Genomic DNA, 22,357 nt, shown 5'->3' with positions numbered 1-22,357 from the left:
GCAGACAGAAGCATGAATGACGGGTGGAAAACAGCGGACATGCGGCGGGCAGGCATCGGGATTTTTCGAAAGTGATAGCGTTTAACGGAAGCTACATGGCCTTCGAGCCGCGCATCGAACCTTATCAGCGTGCCGACGATGTCGGATATGCGGTGAGTGAATTCATGTGGTTCAAGGGCCGTCCGTTCTATCCGGTTTCGGCGCTGGTCCATGCGAAGGTCGCGCATGCCAGGCTGTCGGCGAAGAAAGGCGATGAGGAGGACGAGGATAATCTCGATATCCTCTTTCGTATGCCGTTGGTGGCGGGCGGGCATTTTTTCGAGATCGTGCTGCGGTCGAATGAAGGAACGTCCTACGGCGGCTGGGTGTGGGGAGAAGAGCTGGAAATCCTGAATGAATTCGTCAACGGCTATCGCGTTCTGGCGGGGAAGTTCGACGACAGGTTCATCCGGTTCGAATACTCAAAGCGGTTTCAGCGTTATCGGACGATCGAGCCGCTGCCGGTGGAAAAATCCGTCTTCCTGATCCAGCGGGAGACAAAGCCCTATGCGGGCGGGCGTGGTCTGCCGGGAGCCCTGGTGCCCTGATCGCGGGGACGTCTTTGGGGCGTGAAGGCGTGGACTGCACAGATTGCGGCATGCCCGGTAAAGCGCGGCTTTATCGGAGGTCGTCAGGGAATATTTTTATTTTTATTGTGTGGAAAATTATGATGCTCAATAGAGGTAAAGTGCGTAACAGGGGGATGTCACCGCAACTTGCGGCGGTGAATTGCGCTTCCAGCGACGATACGCTTTCCGATGCGGAGAGCGTTGATGACGAGTCGTGCCCGCCTCTGCGCAATGACAGGCTTTATGTTGTCAGCGAACCGATTTCCCGGACATTGCCCTCACCCGCCCTCGGAGATGATCAAGCGCGGGAGGAGACGCCGGCCAGGACCGAGATCCGCAACAGGGTCGTCGATTCCGATATCAGGGCGGCAAAATGGGCCTGGGCGATATTGGCGATCGCGCATTGCTGGCTGATTTATTTCATGGTGCACAATCTCGGGGGGTGAAACATCCGTCGCCACCCTTTGCACGCCCTCAGTCCGTTTCGCCAATACTGTGCAGGATCATTGCCGCCGCGCCGAAGGCCACGGGGTCCGTTGCGACGACCCCGGGCAGCAGGATTTGTGGCTGGATGACCTTAGCGCCGCTGAACGGGTCCGAAACCTCATAATCCAGCCACTTCGCCAGTTTTTCGCGCACCATTTTCGGTAAGGTGCCGCCGACATAGATGGCGTCGGGCGCCAATACCGCGCTGACGGCAAAGCCAAGGCGGGCAACCTGTGGCCCGGCCCGGTCCAGCCACGCGTCGAGCACGGCGGTGTTGCGGGACAGGTAGTCCGTCCAGATGTCAGGAGCCCGTCCGGAGGGTTTTTCGCCGACATGCTCGAGGCACCAGGCCGCCAAATCTTCGAAAGAGGGCCGTGAGTTTCCGCGACCACGCAGGGCGCCGATCTCGCCGGCATTGCCGAGAAAACCGCGATAAAGTTCGTTCCTGATGATGATGCCGCCGCCGATACCTTCGGATAGGTAGAGATAGGCGAAATTTTCGTGCCCCGCCGTATTGCCGAGCGTGAGTTCGCCCATGGCCGCCGCATTGGCGTCGTTTTCGATAATCACCGGGCAGCGCAGCGCCTCGCGCAGCATGGTGGAAAGGTCGGAACCCGCCCAGGAAATGACCTCGTCAGCAAGATCGAGCGACATCGCCTCGTTGCGAAAGCGGGTCGGCATGGCAATCGCCGCACCGATCAGGTCGTTGCGGCTAATCGCGTTTTTTGAAAGCAGCTCTTCGGATCCTTCCTCAAGTGCCCGCTGGACATCGGAAAACGCGTCATAGGAACCGCGCATCTGCAATTCGCCAACGATCTCCCCGCCGAAATTCAGCAGCGTCAGCATCACCGAATAACGATTGGCATGGGCGCCGAGGGCATAACCGACGGTTTTCTTGAGCATGAGGTCGATATGGGGAGCGCCGCGGCCTTCCTGCCGGCGCGCGCCTTCCTCGATAAGACCGCGTTCCAGCAGGTTGCGAGTCATCATGCTCACGGCAGCCGGTGTGACGTTGCAATATTCCGCAAGTTCGACCCGCGATGCCGAGCCCTTGCGCCTGATGTAACCCAGAAGTGCGCCCTGTGTCGCGCCGATACCCGCAAATCCGCCGTTTCGTTTCTCAGCCAAAGTTCTGCTCTCCCAGCTCTAGTGCCGGAAATGTCATAAAGCTGTAAATTAAGCAACTTAATTAAATAATCAGTTTCAACGGGAATGCACCTCATGTTTAAATCTCTTTCCCTGGCGGCCACGGTCGCCATCGGCGCACTTTTGCCGACCATTGCCTTTGCCGAAGACATCAACGTCAAACTCTGGACGCTCGCCGACAAGAACGCGCCCGCCCGCGTCACCAACATCGAAGCGGCGGCCGGTATCATGAACGCGCAGTTCAAGGCTGCCGGCGTCGACAAGCGCATCGTCATCGACACAAACAATAGCAGCGTGCAGGGCTGGGACGGTTTCGCTCTCGATACGCTGAAGGCATTTTCGGTAGGGCAGGGGCCGGATATCTACATTCTGCCGCATGAATGGATCGGCCAGTTCGCGCAGGACGGTTATGCCATGCCGATGGAAGACAAGATCGCCGCCGCCCCGTGGGTCTATGGCGATATTCTTCCGGTTCTCTGGAATTCGGCCAAGGGCGCCGACGGCAAGATTTACGGCATTCCACAGGACGCGGAAATCCGCATGTTCTTCTACAACAAGGACATGCTGCGTAAGATCGGCAAGGACGAGGCCTTTATCGAAAGCCTGCCGGCCAAGGTTGATGCCGGTGAATTCACGCTCGATGATCTGACCGCGCTGTCGAAGGAAGTGGTCGACAGCAAGGCCGCTCAATACGGCATGCTGCATCGCCCGAATGTCGGTATCGACTATCTGATGGTGTTTCAGTCCTATGGCGTGAAATTCATGGACGAAAAGACCGGCAAGCTTGTGTTCCCCAAGGCGGAAATGGTGAAGGCGCTCGGCTGGTACGAGCGCAACGCCAAGCAGGGCGTCACGCCGGTCGACAATACCGCCATGAGCTGGGAAGCCATCCAGACCGCCTTCAAACAGGAAAAGGCCTTCATCTTCCATCAGGGCGTGTGGGCCGTTGCCTGGCAGGTTGGTGACAAGAACGGCGCAACCTGGCCGACCGATCGCGAAGGATATTTCAACAAGATCGGCTGGATTTCCGCACCGGCAGCCGAAAAGGGCGGCAAACCGGCCAACCTGTCGCATCCGTTGCTCTATACCGTCAACCCGAAGAGCGCCAATGCCGATATTGCCGCCGATCTCGTGGCGCTGGCGACCTTGCCCTATTTCAACAACGAGCACGCCGTCACTTCCTATCACACGGCCATCAGCAACGCGCAGACGGCCATGCCGAAATACCGCGACAACTGGGTTCTTTCCGCCGCTTCGCCGATGATGAAGGACGCACAGTTCGTGCCTAATCACACCAAGTTCGGCAGCTACAACAAGGTGCTGTTCAGCGGCCTGCAGGCGGTCGAGACCGGCAAGATGACGGCCGAACAGGCAGTCGATTTCATCGCCGACGAACTCGAACTGCAATTCGGCGCGGATATCGAAATCCGCGAAGCCGCAAGCAACTGAGTTTTGTCCGACACCACGCCGCCCGGTTACGCCGGGCGGCTTTCCCGTGTTCCCACCGGTATATCCCAATGTCTCAGTTCCAGCTCAGGGCGCGTCGTCCGGCCCGGCCGATTTTTTATCTGGCGCCGGCTCTTGCCCTGCTCGGCGTCTTTTTCCTGGCGCCGATCGTCGTCAATCTGGTGATCGCCTTTACCGATATGGGCGCGAATCTGAAGGTCGGCAAATTCACGGTCGAGAATTTCCAGCGCATGGTGCAGCGTGATGTACGCTTGCCGGTCGTGCTTTTGACGACATTCATCTATGTCGGCGCAACGCTGTTTCTCTTCAATATCGGCCTCGGTGCACTTCTGGCGGTCACGACGACGGCGATACCCGACAGGCTGGGCAATTTCTTCCGCGGCCTGTGGCTGCTGCCGCGCATGAGCCCGGCCGTGCTTTACGGCGTGCTCTGGATATGGATTGCCGATCCGACCTCCTCCGGCCTGCTCAACCAGTTCCTCGGTATGCTCGGCGCACCGGCTCTCAACCTGCGCAACGACTTTCCGCTGTTTCTGGTGGTGGTGGCGAACGGCGTCGTCGGCGCATCCTTCGCCATGGTCATCCTGACATCGTCGATCCGCTCGATACCCTCGCATCTCGCCAATGCGGCGCGCGTCGATGGCGCCAGCGAATGGGGCGTGCTCCGCCACGTTATCGCACCGGCGCTTTCGGCTCCGATCCGTTTCATCACGCTCTATCAGGCGCTGTCGCTGATGACGACCTATGAATATATCCTGCTGATCACCGGCGGTGGCCCTGTCTACGACAGCACCACCTATGCGCTTTATATCTACCGGCGCGCCTTCGAAAACGGTGCTTACGCCTATGGCGCGGCGCTGGCGCTCGGCCTGATGGCCATCGGCGTCGCCGTGACCCTCGTTCAATGGCGCGTCAGCAACATGCGCGCGACCTTTGCCCCCGCCAAAATCGAGGTGCTGTGATGACGCTCGTTCAAAGCCACGCCCGGCGCGCCTCCGATCTGAAACCGGACTGGGCGCATCTTGAAAGACGCAGCCGCGCCCATCGTGTCGGCTTCCTTCCCGTCATCCTCGTGTTTCTCACGGTCGTCTCCGTCCCGGTTCTCCTGCCCTATCTCTGGCTGCTGGTGAAATCGCTGACCAGTTCCGACGACAATCTCAGCCGGCTGGTGCTGTGGCGCAGCGGCGCGATTGCCGCGCTGGCCTATTTCGGGGCGATTGCGATCGCGCTGTTTTCAGCACGCCTGCGTAACCCCGCACTGCTCTGGCTCGCGCTCGGCGTCGTGGTGGCGGCGCTGGTCTTCGTGCTTGTGCTGCCGCATCTGACCATCGAGAATTACAGCTTCCTGTGGAGCCGTGACATCGAGAAAACCGGTAATACCCGCATTGCGCTGATGCCGTCCGTCTGGACAGCCATGCGAAGCTCGCTGCTGTTTGCCGCTTCCCAGACCCTGATCGTTGCGCTGGTCGCCACGCCGGCCGCCTATGCGCTGTCGCGCTTTGCCTTTGCCGGACGTGAAAACATCCTGCGCGGACTTCTGCTGCTGCATGCATTTCCCGCACTGGCGCTGACTGTCGCGATCTTCGTGCAGCTGCATTATATGGGCCTTCTCAACAATCTCTTCGGTGTCGTGCTGGTCATGAGCGCGCTGGAATTGCCCTTTGCGATCTTCGTTCTCAAGGGCTTCTTCGACAATGTCCCCTGGGACATCGAGATGAGTGCCGTCACCGATGGCGCGACCCGTTTCCAGGCCTTTCGCATGGTGGTTCTGCCGCAGGTCAGAAGCGGGCTGATAGCTGTCGCCACCTTCACCTTTCTGCGTGGCTGGGAAGAATATGTCTTTGTCCAGACCCTGCTCATCGAAAAAAGCCAGATGACGATGAGCCTCTACCTCTTCTTCGTGGCACAGGACAGCGTGGGCGTGAATTACGGCATGATCGCCGCTGTCGGCATCATCTATCTGCTGCCGGTGCTGATCATTTACATCTTCACCCAGAAATACATCACCCAGATGAGTTTCGGCGGGATCAAAGGATAATCGCCATGGCCAGGATCACCCTCGACAAAGTCACCAAAAGCTGGGGTGACACCCGGGTTCTGCAACCCATGACGCTGACGATCGAAGACGGCGAATTCGTCGCCGTTCTCGGCCCGTCGGGATGCGGAAAATCGACCACGCTTTTCCTGCTCGCCGGGCTTTACGCGCCGACCGGCGGAGAGATCGCCTTCGACGGCCACAACGTCAACCGCATCGATGCGCGCGACCGCAATGTCGGCATCGTCTTCCAGTCCTATGCGCTTTATCCCAATCTGACGGTACGGCAGAACATCGCCTTTCCGCTGCGTTTCAAGAATGTGCCGCGCGAGGAGGCGGCGCGGCGGGTGGAGGAGGCGGCAAGCCTCGTGCAGATCAGCGCGTTGCTCGACCGGCGGCCCTCGCAGCTTTCCGGCGGTCAGCAGCAGCGTGTGGCGCTGGCTAGAGCGTTGGTCAAGGAACCGAATATCCTGCTTCTGGACGAGCCGCTCTCCAATCTCGATGCGACCCTGCGCATCACGATGCGGGCCGAGCTGAAAAACCTGCAGAAGCGGCTGAAGATCACCACTCTGATCGTCACCCATGACCAGATCGAGGCGATCACCATGGCGGACAGGATCATCTGCATGAATAATGGCGCCATTGCACAGATCGGTACGCCAGACGATCTTTATCGCCGGCCCAACAACCTGTTCGTCGCCGGGTTCATCGGCACGCCGCCGATGAACCTCTTGAAGGGGCAGGCGCAGGGCGAGCAGCTGCGGATCGGCGATGCCCGCCTCGACATCAATGCCCGTTGCGACGGTGAGATCACCTTCGGGCTGCGCCCCGAGGATATCACCCTTACCAAGCCAGCCGAAGCGTGGCTTGAAGGGGCGGTCGCCACCGTCGAGCCGATGGGGCGCGAGGTTTTCTACAGCATCGACACACCCGCAGGTGTCATCCATGCGCTGGAATATGGCGAGACGATAAGGCATGCGCCCGGTGAGCGGGTTGGCATCAGCTGCAAATCCGGTCTGACCCTTGTTTTTGACGCAGCCGGCAACCGCATTGCCGGACTGCACGCCGATCTTTCCCACAATTCGACCACGCCGGCGCGTCAGCCGGAACCCGTAAACTGACAGGACATTCCATGCCCAAAATTGTCTCCCATCGCGGCGCCAACCGTTTCGCGCCCGAAAACACCTTTGCCGCCGCCGATCTCGCTCTAGAGCAGGGTGCGGATTATATCGAGCTTGATGTGCGCGAGAGTGCGGATGGCATACTGTATGTCTTTCACGACGAAACGCTTGACCGCACGACCGACGGTACCGGGCCTATCGGCCATGCCCTGTCGAGCGAGATCGATGCGCTGGATGCGGGCAGCTGGTTCGGGGAAAACTTCAAGGGCGCTGTGGTGCCGCGTCTTGATGCCTATCTTCGCCATTTGCGCGGCCGCTGCGGCGTTTATGTCGAGCTGAAATATTGCGATCCCGTCAAGGTCGCCGCCCTGGTGCGCGATCTCGGCATGTTGCGCGATACTTTCTTTTTCTCCTTTTCCGAGGAAATGCGCCGCGGTCTGCAGGCCATCGCACCCGAATTCCGCAAGATGATGACGCTCGACATTGCGAAGTCGCCTTCGCTGGCGACGGCCGTGCACCATGCCTCGATCATAGAGATCACGCCGGCACAGATGCGGCGGCCCGGTCTTGTCGCGGCATGCCGCAAGGCCGGTCTCGAAATCATGGTCTATTACGGCGGTGATGACATCGACCTTCATAAAGAGATCGCATTGGCCGGGGTAGACTACGTCAACATCGACCGCCCGGACCTGTTCGATACGATGCGCCGTACCGCGCAGCTCCCTGAATTCGCATAACCTTCCTTCCCCTTGGAGATCATGACATGAGCAATCTTATAGGTACCGGCTTCAACGCCGGCTCGGACGATGGCGAACTGGCCACCCTTGAAAGCGATCTTCGCGCGCTTGCCGAAATTGGCTGCGACACCGTAGAAATCGCCGCAACAAGCCTCGATATGATCGCTGGCGGCCGGATCATCGAGGAGCGCGCCGACCGTTTCGTGTCGCTCGCAAAGCAGTTCGACTTCCGCTACACCGTGCACGGTCTCGTCTCTTCGAATTTCATGGACCCGGTGACATGCCGTTACCAGATCGATGCGGCCAAGGCGCTTGCCGTTCTCTGTGACCGTATCGGCGCAGGCATCCTCGTCCAGCACAGCGGCGCCCTGCGTGCCGACCAGATCGCCGAACGGGCCGATGCCGACAGCCGCGAGCGGGAAGCGCTTTTCGAACTGGCGGAGTTCTGCAGGCCCTATGGCGTGCGTATCGCCCTTGAGAATATCTTCTCCACCGAGCCCGGCCAATACCGCCAGACGCCGGCCGAAGTGGCTGCGACCGTGAAGGCTGTCGGTCACGACAATGTCGTGGCGCTGATCGACTTCAGCCATGCCTATCTCGAATCCACCTATCGTGGCCTCGATTTCCGCGATGAGCTTCGCGCCATGGCGCCGGTTGCCGGCCATCTGCATGTGCACGATTCCTTCGGCCGCCCGCAGGGCTTTTATCAGCCTTATTTTGCCCAGGAAAACACGGCGCTTGGCATCGGCGATCTGCACATGCCGCTCGGCTGGGGCGATATCGACTGGCAGGGCATCTTCTCCGAACTTTCGTTCCTGCCCGATACCGTGCTGATGATGGAAATCGGCCGCCGTTACCGCGCCGAGCAGCCGGCAAGCCTCGAAACGGCGCGGCATCTGATGTCGCTTAATGCCGCCCGCACCCAACTCGCAGCCGAGTGATGGCCTGAACAAGGTGTAATTCGATAGGCTGATGTTTGAAACACCGGCAGTCCCGATGCGACTGCCGGTGGTTTTGGTCTACGCTGCCCAGTCGGAGAGCGAATAGGCCCTGATATAATCGATCATCATCTGCGAGCCGTCGCTGAAATCAGCATCCGATGGTGTTCCCGCGGTTCCGCCGACGGCAAGGTTGACGACCATATACATCGGGTCATGCATATCGTCAGGCGTCTCCGTCTGTGCCACGGCGACATCGTCGAAATACCAGGTTATGTGTTCGGCATCCCACAAAACGCCATAAGTGTGAAACCCTTCCGTGCTCGGCACACTGACATTGTTGATGACCGATGTCTGTTCACCGGTGGCGTTGGAATGGGCGGACATGATGAGCGTATTGGGATTCTGGCCGCGCATTTCGATTACATCGAGTTCCGGCGGCCAGGAGCCGTCTTCGGGCAGGAGCCAGAAGGCAGGCCAGGCGCCCCGGTCGGTCGGCATATCGGCGCGAATTTCGAAATATCCATAGGTCTGGCTGAAGGAGGAATAGGTGTTCAGCATGCCGGAGGTATAATCGTAACCCTCGACTTCATCGGCAATCGATTGCGCGGTTTTCTCGGCGGTTATCGTCAGGACGCCGTTTGCAACGCTGAACGGATTGACCTCCGACGTGCCGGCATAAGAGGGGTTGATGTACCATTGCGCCTCACCATTCGTCGTCAGCGAGCTCCCCTTTTCGGGTGCCCACCAATATTTGGCGTCCCAGGTGCCCTGATTGCCGCTGTGCAGGGACAGCGCGTCGAATTCATCGGCAAAGGTCTGGGTGAGAGAGGATCGATCGAGGCTGAGCTCGAACTGGTCGGCCTGAAGGTCGTCTATGGTTTTTCCTGCAAGAACGATGGCCTCGCCATTTGAAAAATTGAGCCACAGGTCGCTGCCCTGCTGCGTGGCGTTGCCGGCCAGCTGATCGAAGGATGTGATACCGTAACCATTCAGCCGGATCGTGTCATTGGCGCTGAAATCCATGATGAGATCTGTACCGTTACCGCTCGTAAAAACGAAAGTGTCGGCCCCGCCGCCACCGATCAGTACGTCGTTGCCGGCCCCGCCATCGATCGTCTGGCTGCCCGATCCGCCGGTGATGATATTGTCGAGTGAATTGCCGAAGGCGTAACGACCGTCACCCGTTACCCTGAGATTCTCGAAATTGTCGGGCAAGGTGTAACTCATCCAGGTATCGATGGTGTCAATGCCCTCCCCGGCATTTTCGACGGCACGATTGATACCGGAATAGAGATAATAGATATCGTCGCCGGTGCCGCCCGCCATGGTCACGTTGACGGAGCTGTCACCCCACATGGAATCATTGCCGGCGGTGCCGGCGAGCCGCGGGCCGGAGCCCGTGGCGGAGAAAAATCCGGTGGAACTGCCGCTGTAATAGAGTGTGTCTCCAAGCGCATTCACTACTGTCCGGGCCATGAACCGTCTCCTGTCCGTTAGCGTTGGTGTCCTCACTCCTCCTGCTGCACACCCTAACAGGGCAAAAAGCCTCCTGTTAGGCCGAAATATAAGGGGTATGTTCCCCTGCGGTTGCATTCAGCCGTTGAACGGGCGCGTTGTCATCGGTCGGTTCCGCCTGTTATATGTCGGGTTTTGAACCATCTGCGCGCTCTTGCTGTACCCCTGCGGGTGATGGCAAGATCGGGGCGGATTGCAGATGTCCGCGCGGCATCTGAGGAATGGAGTATCAGGATTGAGCGTAGCCTTTACCAAGGAAGACAGCGCGGAAACCGCAGCCGAAACCGTTCTGCCGGATCGGGTAATCTCGCCTCATCCCAATCTGGTAACGCAGTCCGGGCTGAAGGCGCTGGAAGAGCAGTTGCGGCTGGCGCGCGAAGCCTGTGAGGCGGCCAATGCCATTGAAGACATCAATGAAAGACGGCGCATTTCCGCCAATCCGTTGCGGGATCTGCGATATTTCTCCGAGCGGGTCCGCACCGCGCAACTGATGCCTGATCCGCCAGCGGACGGCGTCGTCGCCTTCGGCAGTCTGGTGACGTTCAGCCGCGATGACGGACGAACGCAACGGTTTCGGATCGTCGGCGAAGATGAGGCCGACCCGGCTGCCGGAACGATGTCCTATGTCTCCCCGGTTGCAAGGGTGCTGACGGGAAAAATGGCTGGTGATCTGGTCAGTTTGGGCGGCAGGGAGATCGAAATCATCGAAGTCGCCTGACGCCCGGGCCGGACTGGGTAAAATGGGCCCTCAAAAATAAGGGCCTTCTTGTTGCTATCTGCCGTCAGACAATAAGGGGCTGAGGCCCGGATTACCGATAACGATTCCTTCTTCTCGGTGGCGAGCGTCATCTGCTGTTCCCAGCATCCGCATCACTGTGGTCTTCAGGAAGAGCCTGAAGTCCAGATCTATGGCGGCGTAGGCGAGGGCAAGCCCCACATGGGCCATGAAGACGGGATTGAAATTCAGCTCTTCGAACTGATAGCCGATAATGATCCCGATCGCCGAATAGACGAAAAAGCCGATCTTGCGTTTTCGGAAAATTGCATAAAACAGCGCAAAGGCGCTCATCATGCAAAATCCCAGGCCGGAAGCGTAGGCGGTGGCCATAAAGCCGTTATGGGGCGTACCGATCTTTGCGATACGCGCAAGCTCTTCATATCGAGCGGTAAATCCGATGCCCAACGGATGCAGGAACATGACCTGAAAACCGCCGGTGATCGTCTCCCACCGCTCATGCAAGTTGTTGCTGCTATTGCTGTCCTCGAGAAAACGTTTCGAAAATACCTCTCCCGCGAAGTCGAAAGCGCCGAGCGGCAGAACGGCGGCGATGACAAGGGCGCATAAAGCAAAGCCGAAATACGTGCTGAGCAGCATTTTGACCGAAAAATTCCGGACGTAAAAATAAAGTCCGATGGCGAGCACGGCAAACACACCCGAGCGGTTGAGCGTGAGCGTAAAGCTTGCCAGGTATATGAGCAGAAACACCGCAAACAGCGCGGGCCGTCTTTGGCGTTCGGCGAGATAGGCAGCGGCTGCTCCGGCCAGTGCGAAGGCTGGTCCAGCGGTGTTTCCCACAGGCCAGATGCCGCCTGCCTTTTCGACGCGCAAAAGCAGCGGCGTTATTTCACCTTTTGCCGCGAGTTCCAGGACGCCCGCCTCATCGAACATGAAGGACAATCCGAGGGAGGCAAGCTGGTCATGAATGACGATGTCAAGGAAAAGCAGGATCGTCACGGCTATGAAGCCCGCGAACATGCCCCAGCAGAACAGTTGGAGAAGGTTCTCCTTGAACAGCATGTAGGCAAAGAAGAGAAAATAGACCGCATAAAAATAGGTCATCGCCGTCGTATAAAATTCGCCATCGCCACGCGCGTCGGCAAACACGGCCGTCAGTGCAAACAGGACCGTCAGCGGCAGGAGGTAAAACAGGGCGATCGACGGTGTCAGGCAGCGAATGTAAAGCAGCGCAATGACGGGCAGCGTCATCAGCACCAGCATGTCGGTAATGTTGAGGAAACGCAGGCCGATATTGCTGGTCACCACGTTGCACTGAATGAAGAAACCGATGGAAAAAACGAATATAGCCAGAAAGATGCCGGGAATATTGATTGTTTTTGAGGGATAAAGCGGCATTGCCAAAACGAAACCCGGTAGGGCGGGCAGGCGCGATGCCGCATGATTTTTTCGTTTTTTCATTCGCGGCCTTTATCTTTTGTAGGCGGATTTCGACGGTCCTTTAGAGAGGTGCGTTACCGCGCGGCAATAAATATAATATGGCGACCATTAGTGGGCTCGATGACGTCGCCACGCAAGATAATTTTATCCGTTTCTCCATTGGACAAGATTGCCTTTCGGCAAAGCCCCTTCGACCGCGATGATGCGCTGAATGTGAACTGGCTCATTTGAGGTGGGCGCGCTGGTGCCGAATGCGGGAAGGATGCGCAGATAAAAATTATACCCGGTCGGGCTCATGTCTGGATCTATGGCGATCCCGTTGGCGATCGCCCACATCCAGCCGCTGTTACCGGAGATGTTGGCGCCTCCAAATTGGAGGGCGGAGCAAATGATCGTCCTGACTGCGCCGCCGCTTTTAGCAACCAGCATGATGTAAGGGAGACGTTGCTTCTCGTTGTTTTTGTAGAGCACGGCGAATGAAATCGTCCTGCCGATCATCGCTGCGGCCTCCGCATTGCGGAAGTAACGCGTGAGCCCGGCGGTCTGGCTGCCATTCGCATAGAGCGCGAGGCTGCTTGCGAAGGACGGGGAGAAGATGATTTCGGTGGTTTTGGTGGCCGAGCCTGGCGCAATCAGGCCCCAGCCCGTCGGAGCGGAGCCCGACCAGTCGGTAAAGTCACCATTCCCTATGAGATTGGCGGCAGGCAGCTTCGGCCAGCAAGGTGTCTGAAAACCGCTGTCGGATGCCGAAGCGAGGTAGGAATCGAACAGGGTTCGGGCAATGAGCCGCAATCCAGCATCGTTCGGGTGGATATTGTCCCGATAAAGGGCGGCGTCCTTGGCCTTCGCCAGAAACGCCGCATGCGTATCCACCAGCGTAAGGTTTGGATGTGCTCGGGCCAAATCGAGGATTGCCTGATAGACCTTGTCGTAACCCGTCCCATCACGCCACGGGTTCTGCGTGGTGATGAGCTGTGGCGTGCCCGGCCATTGCCATTCGGTCATGCCGAGCGGGCCGAGCAGGGTGGATCGCCCGGAGCTCAAAATGCCGCCAGGCACCTCGAAGGTCTGCATATTATGGCCCTGATGCAGGATGCAAAGATCCGGACGGGGGATATTCAGCGCCGCTGCGCGCTGTTCCGCGAGCATGTAACCCGCCATGCCGCCGGGTAGCGTTGCGAGATAGACCGCCAGCCTCGCCCCCTTACTGGCGCGCAGCGTGACCGGTTCCGCATAGGCTTTTGGCCCGGTGGCGGCATTCGTTTCCCATTCCGCCCAGCGGTGTAACACCACCGTCGTATCGTGCAGTTCGCCGAGCATCATCGCAAATTGCTGAAATGGTCCGGCTTCGGCATGGGCGGTGCTGTCGCCGTTCACGAACAGCGTGGCATTCTGACCCGCTGTCAGCCGGGCGCGCAGGACAGAGAACGCCGTCAAGGAAAGACCGATGGCACCCATGGTCCGGGGGCGGATGCCGAGCGTTACGCCGATCATGCCGCCACCTCTTCCGTTCGTGCCATATATATGCATATGTTGTATCCGAGCGCTGTCATCGTTCGTTCTCCTGGTCTGGCCTCAGGATAATTCCGCCATGAGGCACGGGAAAAAAATGCCGGGAGCGGGATGGCGATCAGCGCATAAAAACAAACGTCATGAATTTTTCTTGCATTTCGTCTGAAGTATAAAAATAGAATAATTGTATTTTACTTTTGCTATTTTTAAATTTTATTACTAATAAAGGTTCTGATGCTGGTATTTTTATCTAGCAATGTGCATTTCTCTGTAATCTCCGACGAAGATATCCCTGTCGCTATCGCGCAGGATGGTTCTTTTCGCAGGTGTGCTGTTCATGCCCGCAATCAAAACCAGACGCATCGTGGGTTCTCTCCTACGGCAGGGGAGACGCCATGACATCCGCTCTTTTTGTCAGCCATACCGGAGAGAAGGGCGGCGCCGAACTTTTTCTGGCTGATCTCGTCAAGGGTGGACCGCATTCCTGGCGCGCTTGTTTTCTCAGTGGTGGTGCGGCCGCAGATGATCTGGCTGACGCCGGGCGGCCTCCGGTCATGTTGTCCGCCGGAGAAAAAATGCTGTCAATCCGCCGCAATGCGTCGTTCGGCGCCCTGTTGCGCGGAGCGGCTGATGTGATGGCGGTCGCCCGGCAATTGAGCCGGGAGGCGCGGCATTATGATGTGATCTGCGCCAACTCGCAAAAGGCGCTTTTTGTCTGCGCGCTGGCCGCGAAGCTCAGCCGTCGCCCGCTCGTCTGGATTTTGCACGATATCGTCACCGATCCCGCTTTCAGCGCCACCAACCGTCGGGCTTCGCTGGCATTTGCGCGCCTTTTCGCCAAGCTGGTGGCTGTCAATTCCGAAGAAACGGGCCGGGCTTTCATCGAGGCCGGCGGCGAGGCGAATAAGGTTCGCATCGTTTACAACGGCTTCGATCCCGCCAGGGCAAAGGTCTACGAGCCGGGCAAGGCCGCGCGGCTGCGAGCGGAACTGGGCCTCGGTCCGCAACCGCTTGTCGGCCTTTTTGGCCGGCTGAGCGAATGGAAGGGACAGCATGTATTTCTGGAGGCGATTGCGGCGATGGAGGGCGTGCAGGCGGTGATCGTCGGGGGAGCGCTTTTCGGGCAGGAGGCCTATGAGGCGCGCATCCGCGAACAGGCGTCCAGTCTCGGTCTCGACGGCCGTGTCCGCTTCCTCGGTTTCCGCTCGGATGTGCCGGAACTGATGGCGGCGATGGATGCGGTTGCTCACACCTCAATTGTTGCCGAGCCCTTCGGCCGGGTGGTTGTCGAGGCCATGATGTGCGGGTGTCCGGTTGTCGCCACGCGCGGCGGCGGGGTTACCGAAATCATCCGTGACGGCGAAACGGGCCTTCTCGTGCCGCCGGGAGAGCCATCTGCGCTGGCCGCAGCGCTCGGCCGCGTTCTGTCCGATCCGGCTCTGGCGGAAAGGCTGGCGCAAAAGGGGAGGGAGGATGTGAGCCAGCGTTTCTCGCTGGAGGAAACCTGCAGGTCCGTTTCCGCGCTGCTGGAGGAGGCAGCGTGAGCTTCCGTTCGGTGATCGACAGGAACAGGCAATGCCGGCAGGCGGAAGGGCCAGGATGCGCATTCTCGTAAACATGCCGAGCCAATATGGCGGCAAGGCTTCCGGTGTCGCCCGCGTCACCTTCAGCCTGCTGGAGCGGCTGCTGGAGCAGACAGGTGACGATTATATTCTGCGCTCTCCGTGGACGCGGGCGCAACTGCCAGAAGGCCTGCGCGACAGCCGATTGCAGCTTATCGAGACTCCGCGGCCGCGCATCATGGTTTTTGACGTGGTGCGTCAGGCCGCCATGCTGCCCGCGCTTTGCCGCCAGCATGGCATTGATGTGCTGTTTAACGCCGATCCTTTCGGAAGTCCCCTCGGCGGCAAACGGCGTCTCACCCTTGTTCACGATCTTTATTTCAAAACCATTCCCGAACAGATCGGCTGGCGGGCGACCCTGACGACCGATTTCATCTTCAAGCTGACGATGGCCGGTTCGGATCATGTCATCTGCGTATCCGATGCGACACGGAAGGATCTGGCGCGTTTTTATCCTGCCGCTGCCAATAAGAGCCTTACCATTCATTCCGACAGTACGCTGAATGTCGATCCCGAGACTCTTGGTTTTGTACCGCCTGTTGCCGGGCGCTACATATTGGTGGTCGGAAACGCGACTTCCAACAAGAATTTTTCCCTCCTTGGCAAAGCCTTTGCCATACTCGGTAAAAAATGGCCGGATCTGCGTGTCGTGCATGTCGGCCGCGACGAGACGGAGGAAATCGCCGGCGCGCTGGATGATCCGGAATTGAAAACCCGGCTGATCCGGCTTTCCGGAATAGATGACCGGCAGCTGGCCGAACTTTACCGCCATGCCGCCTGCCTTTGTGTACCCTCTACCTATGAGGGGTTCTGCCTGCCTGTGCTGGAGGCGCAGCAGCTGGGATGCCCGGTCGTCTGCTCCAACCGTTCCGCAACGCCGGAGATCGCCGGCAATGGCGCCCTGACTTTCGATCCGGCGGACACTCAAAGCCTTGTTGACGCGCTTGAGCGGCTTCTGGGGAATCCGGAACTCGCAGACAATCTTCGCCAGGCAGGTTATGAGAACCGTAAATTATATTCGTGGCAGAAGGCGGCGGAGAGCTACGCGCAGCTTTTTCAAGCGCGGCGTTGAGACCAGGGGATGCCCAAGCGCCTTGTCTCGACAGTGACGGTTCATGCGTCGTTGGTTTTACGCACATCCGAATAGAGCTTTTCATAGGCTGCAACGACCCCTTCGGGTGCGACACCTTGCCGAATTCGCTCCCGGGTTTCAGGGGTTTCCTCGAGCATGGCGGGATTGCGCATGGCCTCCGCCATGCGCGCGGCCAGTTCGGCGGCATTGCCCGGCGCGAACAGGCGTTCCGGCCTGTCCGCGCCGATCTGTTCGGCAACGCCCGCAAGATTTGCGCCGATGACGGGTACGCCGCGCAGAATGGCTTCGGCGACGGTACGTCCAAACGCCTCCGGCCACAAAGGCGGGACGATGAGGCACTCTATGCCGGCGAAGAAATGATCGGCCTCCACATAGCCCGGAAACGTTACCGGAAGGCCGGCTGTCTTTTGCTGATAGGCCTCGATACCATCAGGCGCGCGGCCCGCCATGACCAGTCGCCAGCCTTGCGGCGGCAGGAGCTGCAGGGCCTCGATCAGCAGGTCCGCTCCCTTCGCCGCTTCGATGCGGCCCAGATAACCGAAGACGAGCGGCTCTCCCGGCGCGCGGGGGAGGCGCGGTTGTGGCGAAGCCGGTGGTGAAATCGCATTCCAGATCACGGTGCGGCGGTTTTTAGGCACGTGGGTGAAAAACCCGGCCCGCACATGACGCTCGACGATATCGTGACCAACGCTGGCAACCGCATCGACCGCGCATTGGCAACACCGGTGGAGGTAAGAAAAGGCGCGGCATTTTTTGCTGCTGCCATCGCAGATATGTCCGTCATGAAACAGCGAGCCGTTGGTGCACATGCTTGTGAAATCATGCAGCGAATGAACGAGCGGAATGCCGCGTTTGCGGATCATCGGCCAGATCAGCGGCGTCAGTTCCGAGAGAGAATGGGTATTGACCACATCCGGCCGGAAATCATCGATGACATGCGCAAGCCGGCGAACTAGGCGCGGATCCAGTTGCACGGCGATCTTGTAGTATTTTCGCTTCCATTCCGGTTGTTGCCCCCAGTCGCCGATAAAGAACGGCGTGGTGTGCCCTAGGCGGTGAATGGCGAAACCGTCTCGCTGTTCCGCTGCCTGCTCTTTACGGGAGATGGCGGCCACCGCGACCGTGTGTCCTTTATCCGCAAGTCCACGCGCGAGGTCTTCCACGAATATTTCCGCACCTCCCACCCGATCCGGAGCAAATAGCGAGGTTATCTGCAATATCCGCATGCTCAAATTCCTGCGCCCATGGCGTTAAGATCACGACAATTATGTTGCATCCGCGAACCAATGCCAAACTCCTGTCATGGCAGACGAAGCGGAGTTTGTGCCGTCCGGCTTGAATGGATCGGTGCCGGCATTGCAGCTTCGGCCGGAGATTGTCTCTGCCTTTTGCGTCCTTCCCGTTCCATTCCGGGCGGGTTCAGGCAAAGCGTGACGACCGGGGCGAGGAAAACGGCATAGGCCATGGCGAAGCCGGGAATCTGCAGCGAAAAATCAAGCGTCGAATGCAGCAGCACAAGCAGCAGCGCCGCAAGGCCGAGATGAGAGGCATAACGATAATTTCTGCGTTTCCGTACCCCGCGAATAAAGATCACCAGTTGGATGAGCACAAAAAAAGCGAGGTAAAACGGGAAGGCCGCGCCGAGTGTCAGCAGCCCCTCGGCATAGACATTGTGGGCATGGGTGACGACGGCGTCCACCCCGCATCGCGCGGCATGATAGGGCGCATAGATGTCCGTAAAGCTTGCCAGACCCGATCCCAGCGGCCAATTGTCGGCGATGGCGCGCGCGATGCCCGGCATGTAGCAGAAGCGCATGTCATCTTCCAAACGTGTTTCCATGCGAAGCGCCACCCGGTTGGCGAAAAGTGCAAACAGGGCGATGGCGATCGCGATCAGGAGCGCGGCGCGACGTCTCGTCCCACGCTGCCTGCGCCGGCCGGAGACCCCGTTGCGGCCGGTTCTGGCGGGAGAGTTGAACACGATCAGAAGGATCAGGAAAATCAGCGCTGCGAGGCTTGATCCGATCCCGGCACGCGATCCCGTCAGCATCAATGCGATGAAGCAAAAGCCCGCTAGTACCCCGAGAAAAGCGGCTCTGCGGATGAGCTTTTTCTGCTCAGTCGGCACGGTCAGGCGGTTTGCCACGAGCGCCTTTACCCTTTCCCAATCCGGGGCGAGGAGGCTTTTGTGTAATAATACGGCAAGCGTGAGAAGAATGAGACCGAAGAAGGTTGCGGCGGTATTGCGGTTGACAAAAACACCGGTGAGGCTGCCGAGATAAAAGCGCTTCTGGATGAAGCCGAGAACTTCTGGAAAAAGCACGAATTGCACGATTGAAAACAGCGCGAGCCAGCCCCCGGCGATTGCAAACCATCGCAGCGTCTTTGCCGCACGCTCGTCGGTATCGAAAATCACAAGGCCGGTCATGAAAACGCCGAAAGGCAGGGCGGCGCTCATGAGGCCGAGTCGGTCATCCGCAGGCGTCAGTGAGATCGTTGCGGCTGGCGCATTCTGCATGAACATGGCGGCGGTGGACCAGGCCGGGTTGGCGCGCGCGATGCCGGGCAGGGGGGATGCCTGCAGCAGCATCTGCACGATAAGCGCTCCCAACAAAAGGCAGGCCGCCGCAAGTACCTTGCTTGCACCGGCCTTGGGAGGTCCGAACAGGAGGATCGATGGCACCAGCAGGAGATAGATGCCGGCCGTGACAACGATGCGGCTTTCGATTTCCGTTGCGCCCCGATTGAGAAGCGCCAGCAGAAAGATCGCCCAGAACGCGACGATTGCGACCGGCCGGACACGGTCCCGAACTGCCGCCGATGGAGGCTGCGGGGAGGAGAGCGGTTCTGATCGGGCTTCGGTAAGCGACATGTCTTTGGGCTTTGTCGGAATTGTTTGTGGTGGTTATGCCCGAATGACGGACAGGGTTTTGTTCTCTCGCCGTTTCAGATCATGGCAGCGTCAGGCGTGTCGCGCCTTCCGATGGCGGCTTTGGGCAGACTTCCGCCAGGGTCCATCGCAGGATTTCTCCTTGCCTGCCGCAGACGATGGCCGTGTCCGCCTCGCGGGCCGCTTCGGTCTCGGGCAAGGTGTTTTTCGGAAATTGTTGCCACATCACGAAACGCCCACGGATCAGATTGGCATCGGCGGGCCCGTAGAGCTGGGAGAAATTCATCAGCACGGCGACTTCCATGGGCGAGGCGTTGCGCAGTGAACGAACCATGGCAAGACGCAGCCAGACATCGCCATTTGCGGGAAAACAGGAGAGCGAATGGCGAATAAAGGTCTCGGCAAAACCGAGGCGCGCCGCGCCGGAATCGGATGCCGGATCGGCGCCATTTGCATCGAGATCGGCCAGAACGAGCCTTAGCCCGGCTTTGACGATATCCGAACGGCAGATTTTTTCGGTGATGACGGGGTGAAGTTCAGCGACGGTTTTTGCAAGCAGTTCAGGTGCAAGACCGTTATTTTCATCGGCGATCCTTGCCAATGCGACGATATCGGAAAAACGCCGGCTTTGGGAAAATGCCTGCGCCGCGACAGACAGGACAAAGACGGAAATGACGAGGACCGGTACGACCGCGAGGATTTTCCGCAGGCGCATCACGCCGCCACGCCTAGTCATGGTAATATCGTGTATAGCGCGAATGATAATATTCGCTTGAACCATAGGCGCGATAAAGCTTCAGCTTTTCGGTGTCCACCTTGTTGAGGATGACGCCGAGGCACTTCTTGCGGATATGGACCTCATTTTCCACCGTGTTCCGCACCGCCCTGCGAGCTGTCTTGCCCCATTCCGTGACGAAGATGAAACCATCGATCCGTCCCGCCATGGCGCGTGCATCGACCACAGGCCCGAGCGGCGGCAGGTCGACGATGATGTAGTCGAAAGCGTTGCTGGCTTCAGCCAGCAGCTTGTGCATTTGCGCCGAGGTCAGCAGTTCGGAGGAATGAGGGACACGCTGCTTGACCACTGTGGGCAGGAAAGCGAGCCTTGTCTTTTCGTCACGAAGCAGCACATCCTGCACGCTGCGGCCTTCCAGCAATACTTCGAGCAGACCCTCGCTGGCGTGGCGCGCCATGGCGCGCGTGGCGCCGGGATTGCGGATATCGGCATCCAGCAGCAGGACCCGAGCGCCCTGCCCGGCGAGCAGCTGCGCCAGATTGATGGAGATCGTGGATTTGCCTTCGCTCGGCAAGGCCGAGACGACACCGACAATCCGCGCTCCGCTTTTGGCGGAAATGCCGAGATCAATGGCAAGTCTGGTGCTGCGCAGGGTTTCGGCGAAGGAGGAGAGCGGGTGGTCAACCGCGTAACGCGCAACGCTGGTGGGAAGCGTCAGCCCGGGATGGCCGCTTTCCGGAGCCTCTGTCGTCGGCTTGTTCGGGATCAGCGGGGTATTGCCGAGGAATTCCAGTCCGAGGACATCGCGAACCTGTTCGCCGGTACGGAAAAACCGATCGCGGAATTCGCGGAACATGGCGATACCGCCGCCGGCTGCCGCGCCCATGATCATGAACAGCGCCAGGATGATGGGCTTGTTCGGTTTGCTCGGAATCCTGGGCGGCATCGCCTTGGAAATCACGCGCGCTTCCGTCACGGGGAAGGACTGCTGCTGCATCGCTTCCTGATAACGCTGCAGGAACGTCTGGTACATGTTCTTGTAGGTTTCGGCTTCGCGCTGCAATTCGCGCAGCTGAACCTGTGTTTCGCTGGCCGAGTTGCTGATGTCGGTTGCTTTGGCGACACTCTCGGCAAGCGATTTTTCCTTCGCTTCCGAAACCTCCAGATCACTTTTGTAACTCTGCGCGATGCGGCTGATTTCCTGGAACATCAACCGCCGGTATTCTTGCATTTCATTGCGCAGACGCACGGCCTGAATATGGTTGCTGCCGAGGCGTCTCGTGATTTCCGCCTCGATCTTCGAGGACTCAAGGTATTTCTTGCGCAAATCGTTTGCGACGGAGCTGTCGAGAATATCGGTGACGACCCCGTCGACATCGTCGGTGGCGAGAATGTGCTCGATGCGCTGCACGCGCGCCCGCGCCTTTGCCGTCTCCGACTGCGCCAGAATAAGGGCGCTATTGGATTCGGCCAGCTGCTGATCGGAAAGCAGGCTGTTATTGCCGGTCGAGATCAGATTATGTTCGGCCCGGAATTTCTGCACGGCAAGATCGGTATCAAGCGCGCGCTGGCGCAGTTCCGCAATACGGTCGGACAGCCAGTCGCTGGCCCGCCGCGTCGCCTCGTATTTGGAGTTCAGCTTGTCCAGCAGGTAGGCCGAGGCCACGGCATTGACGATCTGCGCGGCGAGAACCGGCGATGTCGAATTATAGGTGAGTTCCAGCGCGTAGGTTCGGCCGATGCGCTTGACGCTGAGGCCGTTAAGCAGCTGGTCCGACAGCGATCTCTTTAGGGTTCCATCGTCAACAACAGACTCTTTTTTTGCCGGCGAGAACCATTGCGAAACGTTGACGAGCGAACGGATAGTGCCAAATATCGAGCTCAGAAGCGACGCACGCGTTGCCCTGAATTCCTGATTTTCCGTGAGTTTGAGACTATCGACAACGGCAAGCCCGATGGTTTCCGATTGCAGGACCTCGACCTGGCTCAGAATGGAGGCCTCATCCTCTATGACGCCGCCGATCGTCGAAAGCTGTTCGACAATCTGGCTATTGTTGCGGTCGATCAGCAGGGTCGCCGTAGCCGAATAGATCGGCACGGCCGTCGCGGCAAAGGCGAGGCCGATTGCCCCGGCAACCGCGATCGCGGCAAGGACGATGCGCCATTGCCGGCGGATTATCGCAAGAGCGGCATCGATGTCGATAAACTCGGCCGTCAGCCCGCTTTTATCGTAGTCGGCCATCGTCAGGGGATCGTGCCTTTGCAACAACTG

19 protein-coding genes are annotated in these 22,357 nt (G+C 58.9%); 11 read left to right on the top strand and 8 right to left on the bottom strand.

Translation table 11 applies throughout. The annotated features are described in order from the left end of the window. Window positions 1-95 precede the first annotated feature (95 nt). Both V6S97_RS14810 and V6S97_RS14805 read left to right on the top strand, forming a co-directional pair. Window positions 96-587, top strand: coding sequence for a hypothetical protein (locus V6S97_RS14810; protein WP_003509559.1), 492 nt, complete (start codon window positions 96-98; stop codon window positions 585-587). Between the two features lie 50 nt (window positions 588-637). Then, window positions 638-1,054 carry a hypothetical protein gene (locus tag V6S97_RS14805; RefSeq protein ID WP_223567331.1) on the top strand — a complete coding sequence of 139 codons (417 nt, stop codon included), beginning with the start codon at window positions 638-640 and terminating at the stop codon, window positions 1,052-1,054. 28 nt (window positions 1,055-1,082) lie between these two features. On the opposite strand, the gene V6S97_RS14800 is transcribed toward V6S97_RS14805, so the two are convergent. After that, a complete protein-coding gene (locus V6S97_RS14800) occupies window positions 1,083-2,222 on the bottom strand; it encodes an ROK family transcriptional regulator (protein WP_003509555.1) in 1,140 nt (379 codons plus the stop codon). Window positions 2,223-2,315: 93 nt separating this feature from the next. Here V6S97_RS14800 and V6S97_RS14795 point away from each other — a divergent pair, with 93 nt between their 5' ends. The 6 genes from V6S97_RS14795 to V6S97_RS14770 all read left to right on the top strand — a co-directional run bounded on the left by V6S97_RS14795 (window position 2,316) and on the right by V6S97_RS14770 (window position 8,541). Further along, complete coding sequence (locus V6S97_RS14795) at window positions 2,316-3,689, top strand: ABC transporter substrate-binding protein (RefSeq protein WP_334427272.1); 1,374 nt, start codon at window positions 2,316-2,318, stop codon at window positions 3,687-3,689. A 68-nt stretch (window positions 3,690-3,757) separates the two neighbouring features. Continuing rightward, complete coding sequence (locus V6S97_RS14790; protein WP_003509551.1) at window positions 3,758-4,669, top strand: carbohydrate ABC transporter permease; 912 nt, start codon at window positions 3,758-3,760, stop codon at window positions 4,667-4,669. Beyond that, the gene (locus V6S97_RS14785; RefSeq protein ID WP_003509549.1) at window positions 4,669-5,745 is read left to right on the top strand and encodes a carbohydrate ABC transporter permease; all 1,077 of its coding nucleotides are present in this window, start codon (window positions 4,669-4,671) and stop codon (window positions 5,743-5,745) included. Before V6S97_RS14790 ends, V6S97_RS14785 begins: the two co-directional genes overlap by 1 nt. A gap of 5 nt (window positions 5,746-5,750) precedes the next feature. Beyond that, on the top strand, window positions 5,751-6,863 hold the full coding sequence (locus V6S97_RS14780) for an ABC transporter ATP-binding protein (protein WP_003509548.1): 1,113 nt from the start codon (window positions 5,751-5,753) through the stop codon (window positions 6,861-6,863). An 11-nt stretch (window positions 6,864-6,874) separates the two neighbouring features. Further along, window positions 6,875-7,600 carry a glycerophosphodiester phosphodiesterase gene (ugpQ, locus tag V6S97_RS14775; RefSeq protein WP_003509547.1) on the top strand — a complete coding sequence of 242 codons (726 nt, stop codon included), beginning with the start codon at window positions 6,875-6,877 and terminating at the stop codon, window positions 7,598-7,600. Window positions 7,601-7,626: 26 nt separating this feature from the next. Further along, the gene (locus tag V6S97_RS14770; RefSeq protein ID WP_003509546.1) at window positions 7,627-8,541 is read left to right on the top strand and encodes a TIM barrel protein; all 915 of its coding nucleotides are present in this window, start codon (window positions 7,627-7,629) and stop codon (window positions 8,539-8,541) included. Between the two features lie 78 nt (window positions 8,542-8,619). On the opposite strand, the gene V6S97_RS14765 is transcribed toward V6S97_RS14770, so the two are convergent. Beyond that, the gene (locus tag V6S97_RS14765) at window positions 8,620-10,017 is read right to left on the bottom strand and encodes a family 16 glycosylhydrolase (protein ID WP_035213495.1); all 1,398 of its coding nucleotides are present in this window, start codon (window positions 10,015-10,017) and stop codon (window positions 8,620-8,622) included. 274 nt (window positions 10,018-10,291) lie between these two features. Between V6S97_RS14765 and greA the strand changes: the two genes are divergently transcribed. After that, complete coding sequence (gene greA, locus V6S97_RS14760; protein ID WP_003509544.1) at window positions 10,292-10,774, top strand: transcription elongation factor GreA; 483 nt, start codon at window positions 10,292-10,294, stop codon at window positions 10,772-10,774. A gap of 54 nt (window positions 10,775-10,828) precedes the next feature. On the opposite strand, the gene V6S97_RS14755 is transcribed toward greA, so the two are convergent. Next, window positions 10,829-12,253, bottom strand: a complete 1,425-nt coding sequence (locus V6S97_RS14755) for a hypothetical protein (RefSeq protein ID WP_003509543.1) — start codon at window positions 12,251-12,253, stop codon at window positions 10,829-10,831. Window positions 12,254-12,376: 123 nt separating this feature from the next. Then, the gene (locus V6S97_RS14750) at window positions 12,377-13,726 is read right to left on the bottom strand and encodes an SGNH/GDSL hydrolase family protein (protein ID WP_334427538.1); all 1,350 of its coding nucleotides are present in this window, start codon (window positions 13,724-13,726) and stop codon (window positions 12,377-12,379) included. A gap of 413 nt (window positions 13,727-14,139) precedes the next feature. On the opposite strand from V6S97_RS14750, the gene V6S97_RS14745 reads away from it, so the two are divergent. Next, window positions 14,140-15,288 (top strand): glycosyltransferase family 4 protein, encoded by a 1,149-nt coding sequence (locus V6S97_RS14745; RefSeq protein WP_334427266.1) that lies wholly within the window; start codon window positions 14,140-14,142, stop codon window positions 15,286-15,288. Between the two features lie 55 nt (window positions 15,289-15,343). Beyond that, entirely contained in the window at window positions 15,344-16,438 is a 1,095-nt protein-coding gene (locus V6S97_RS14740) for a glycosyltransferase family 4 protein (RefSeq protein ID WP_003507109.1), read from the top strand. 41 nt (window positions 16,439-16,479) lie between these two features. On the opposite strand, the gene V6S97_RS14735 is transcribed toward V6S97_RS14740, so the two are convergent. The 4 genes from V6S97_RS14735 to V6S97_RS14720 all read right to left on the bottom strand — a co-directional run bounded on the left by V6S97_RS14735 (window position 16,480) and on the right by V6S97_RS14720 (window position 22,327). After that, entirely contained in the window at window positions 16,480-17,685 is a 1,206-nt protein-coding gene (locus V6S97_RS14735) for a glycosyltransferase family 4 protein (protein WP_334427264.1), read from the bottom strand. 74 nt (window positions 17,686-17,759) lie between these two features. Then, window positions 17,760-19,331 carry an O-antigen ligase family protein gene (locus tag V6S97_RS14730; protein WP_003507105.1) on the bottom strand — a complete coding sequence of 524 codons (1,572 nt, stop codon included), beginning with the start codon at window positions 19,329-19,331 and terminating at the stop codon, window positions 17,760-17,762. A 79-nt stretch (window positions 19,332-19,410) separates the two neighbouring features. Continuing rightward, the gene (locus tag V6S97_RS14725; RefSeq protein WP_003507102.1) at window positions 19,411-20,064 is read right to left on the bottom strand and encodes a hypothetical protein; all 654 of its coding nucleotides are present in this window, start codon (window positions 20,062-20,064) and stop codon (window positions 19,411-19,413) included. Window positions 20,065-20,077: 13 nt separating this feature from the next. Next, on the bottom strand, window positions 20,078-22,327 hold the full coding sequence (locus V6S97_RS14720; RefSeq protein ID WP_003507100.1) for a polysaccharide biosynthesis tyrosine autokinase: 2,250 nt from the start codon (window positions 22,325-22,327) through the stop codon (window positions 20,078-20,080). Window positions 22,328-22,357: the final 30 nt, after the last annotated feature.

The organism is Agrobacterium sp. CCNWLW155, from assembly GCF_036888815.1.
GTDB lineage: Bacteria > Pseudomonadota > Alphaproteobacteria > Rhizobiales > Rhizobiaceae > Agrobacterium > Agrobacterium radiobacter.
The sequence above is the reverse complement of the archived record's forward strand: the minus strand, read 5'-3'. Positions and strand labels throughout refer to the sequence as shown.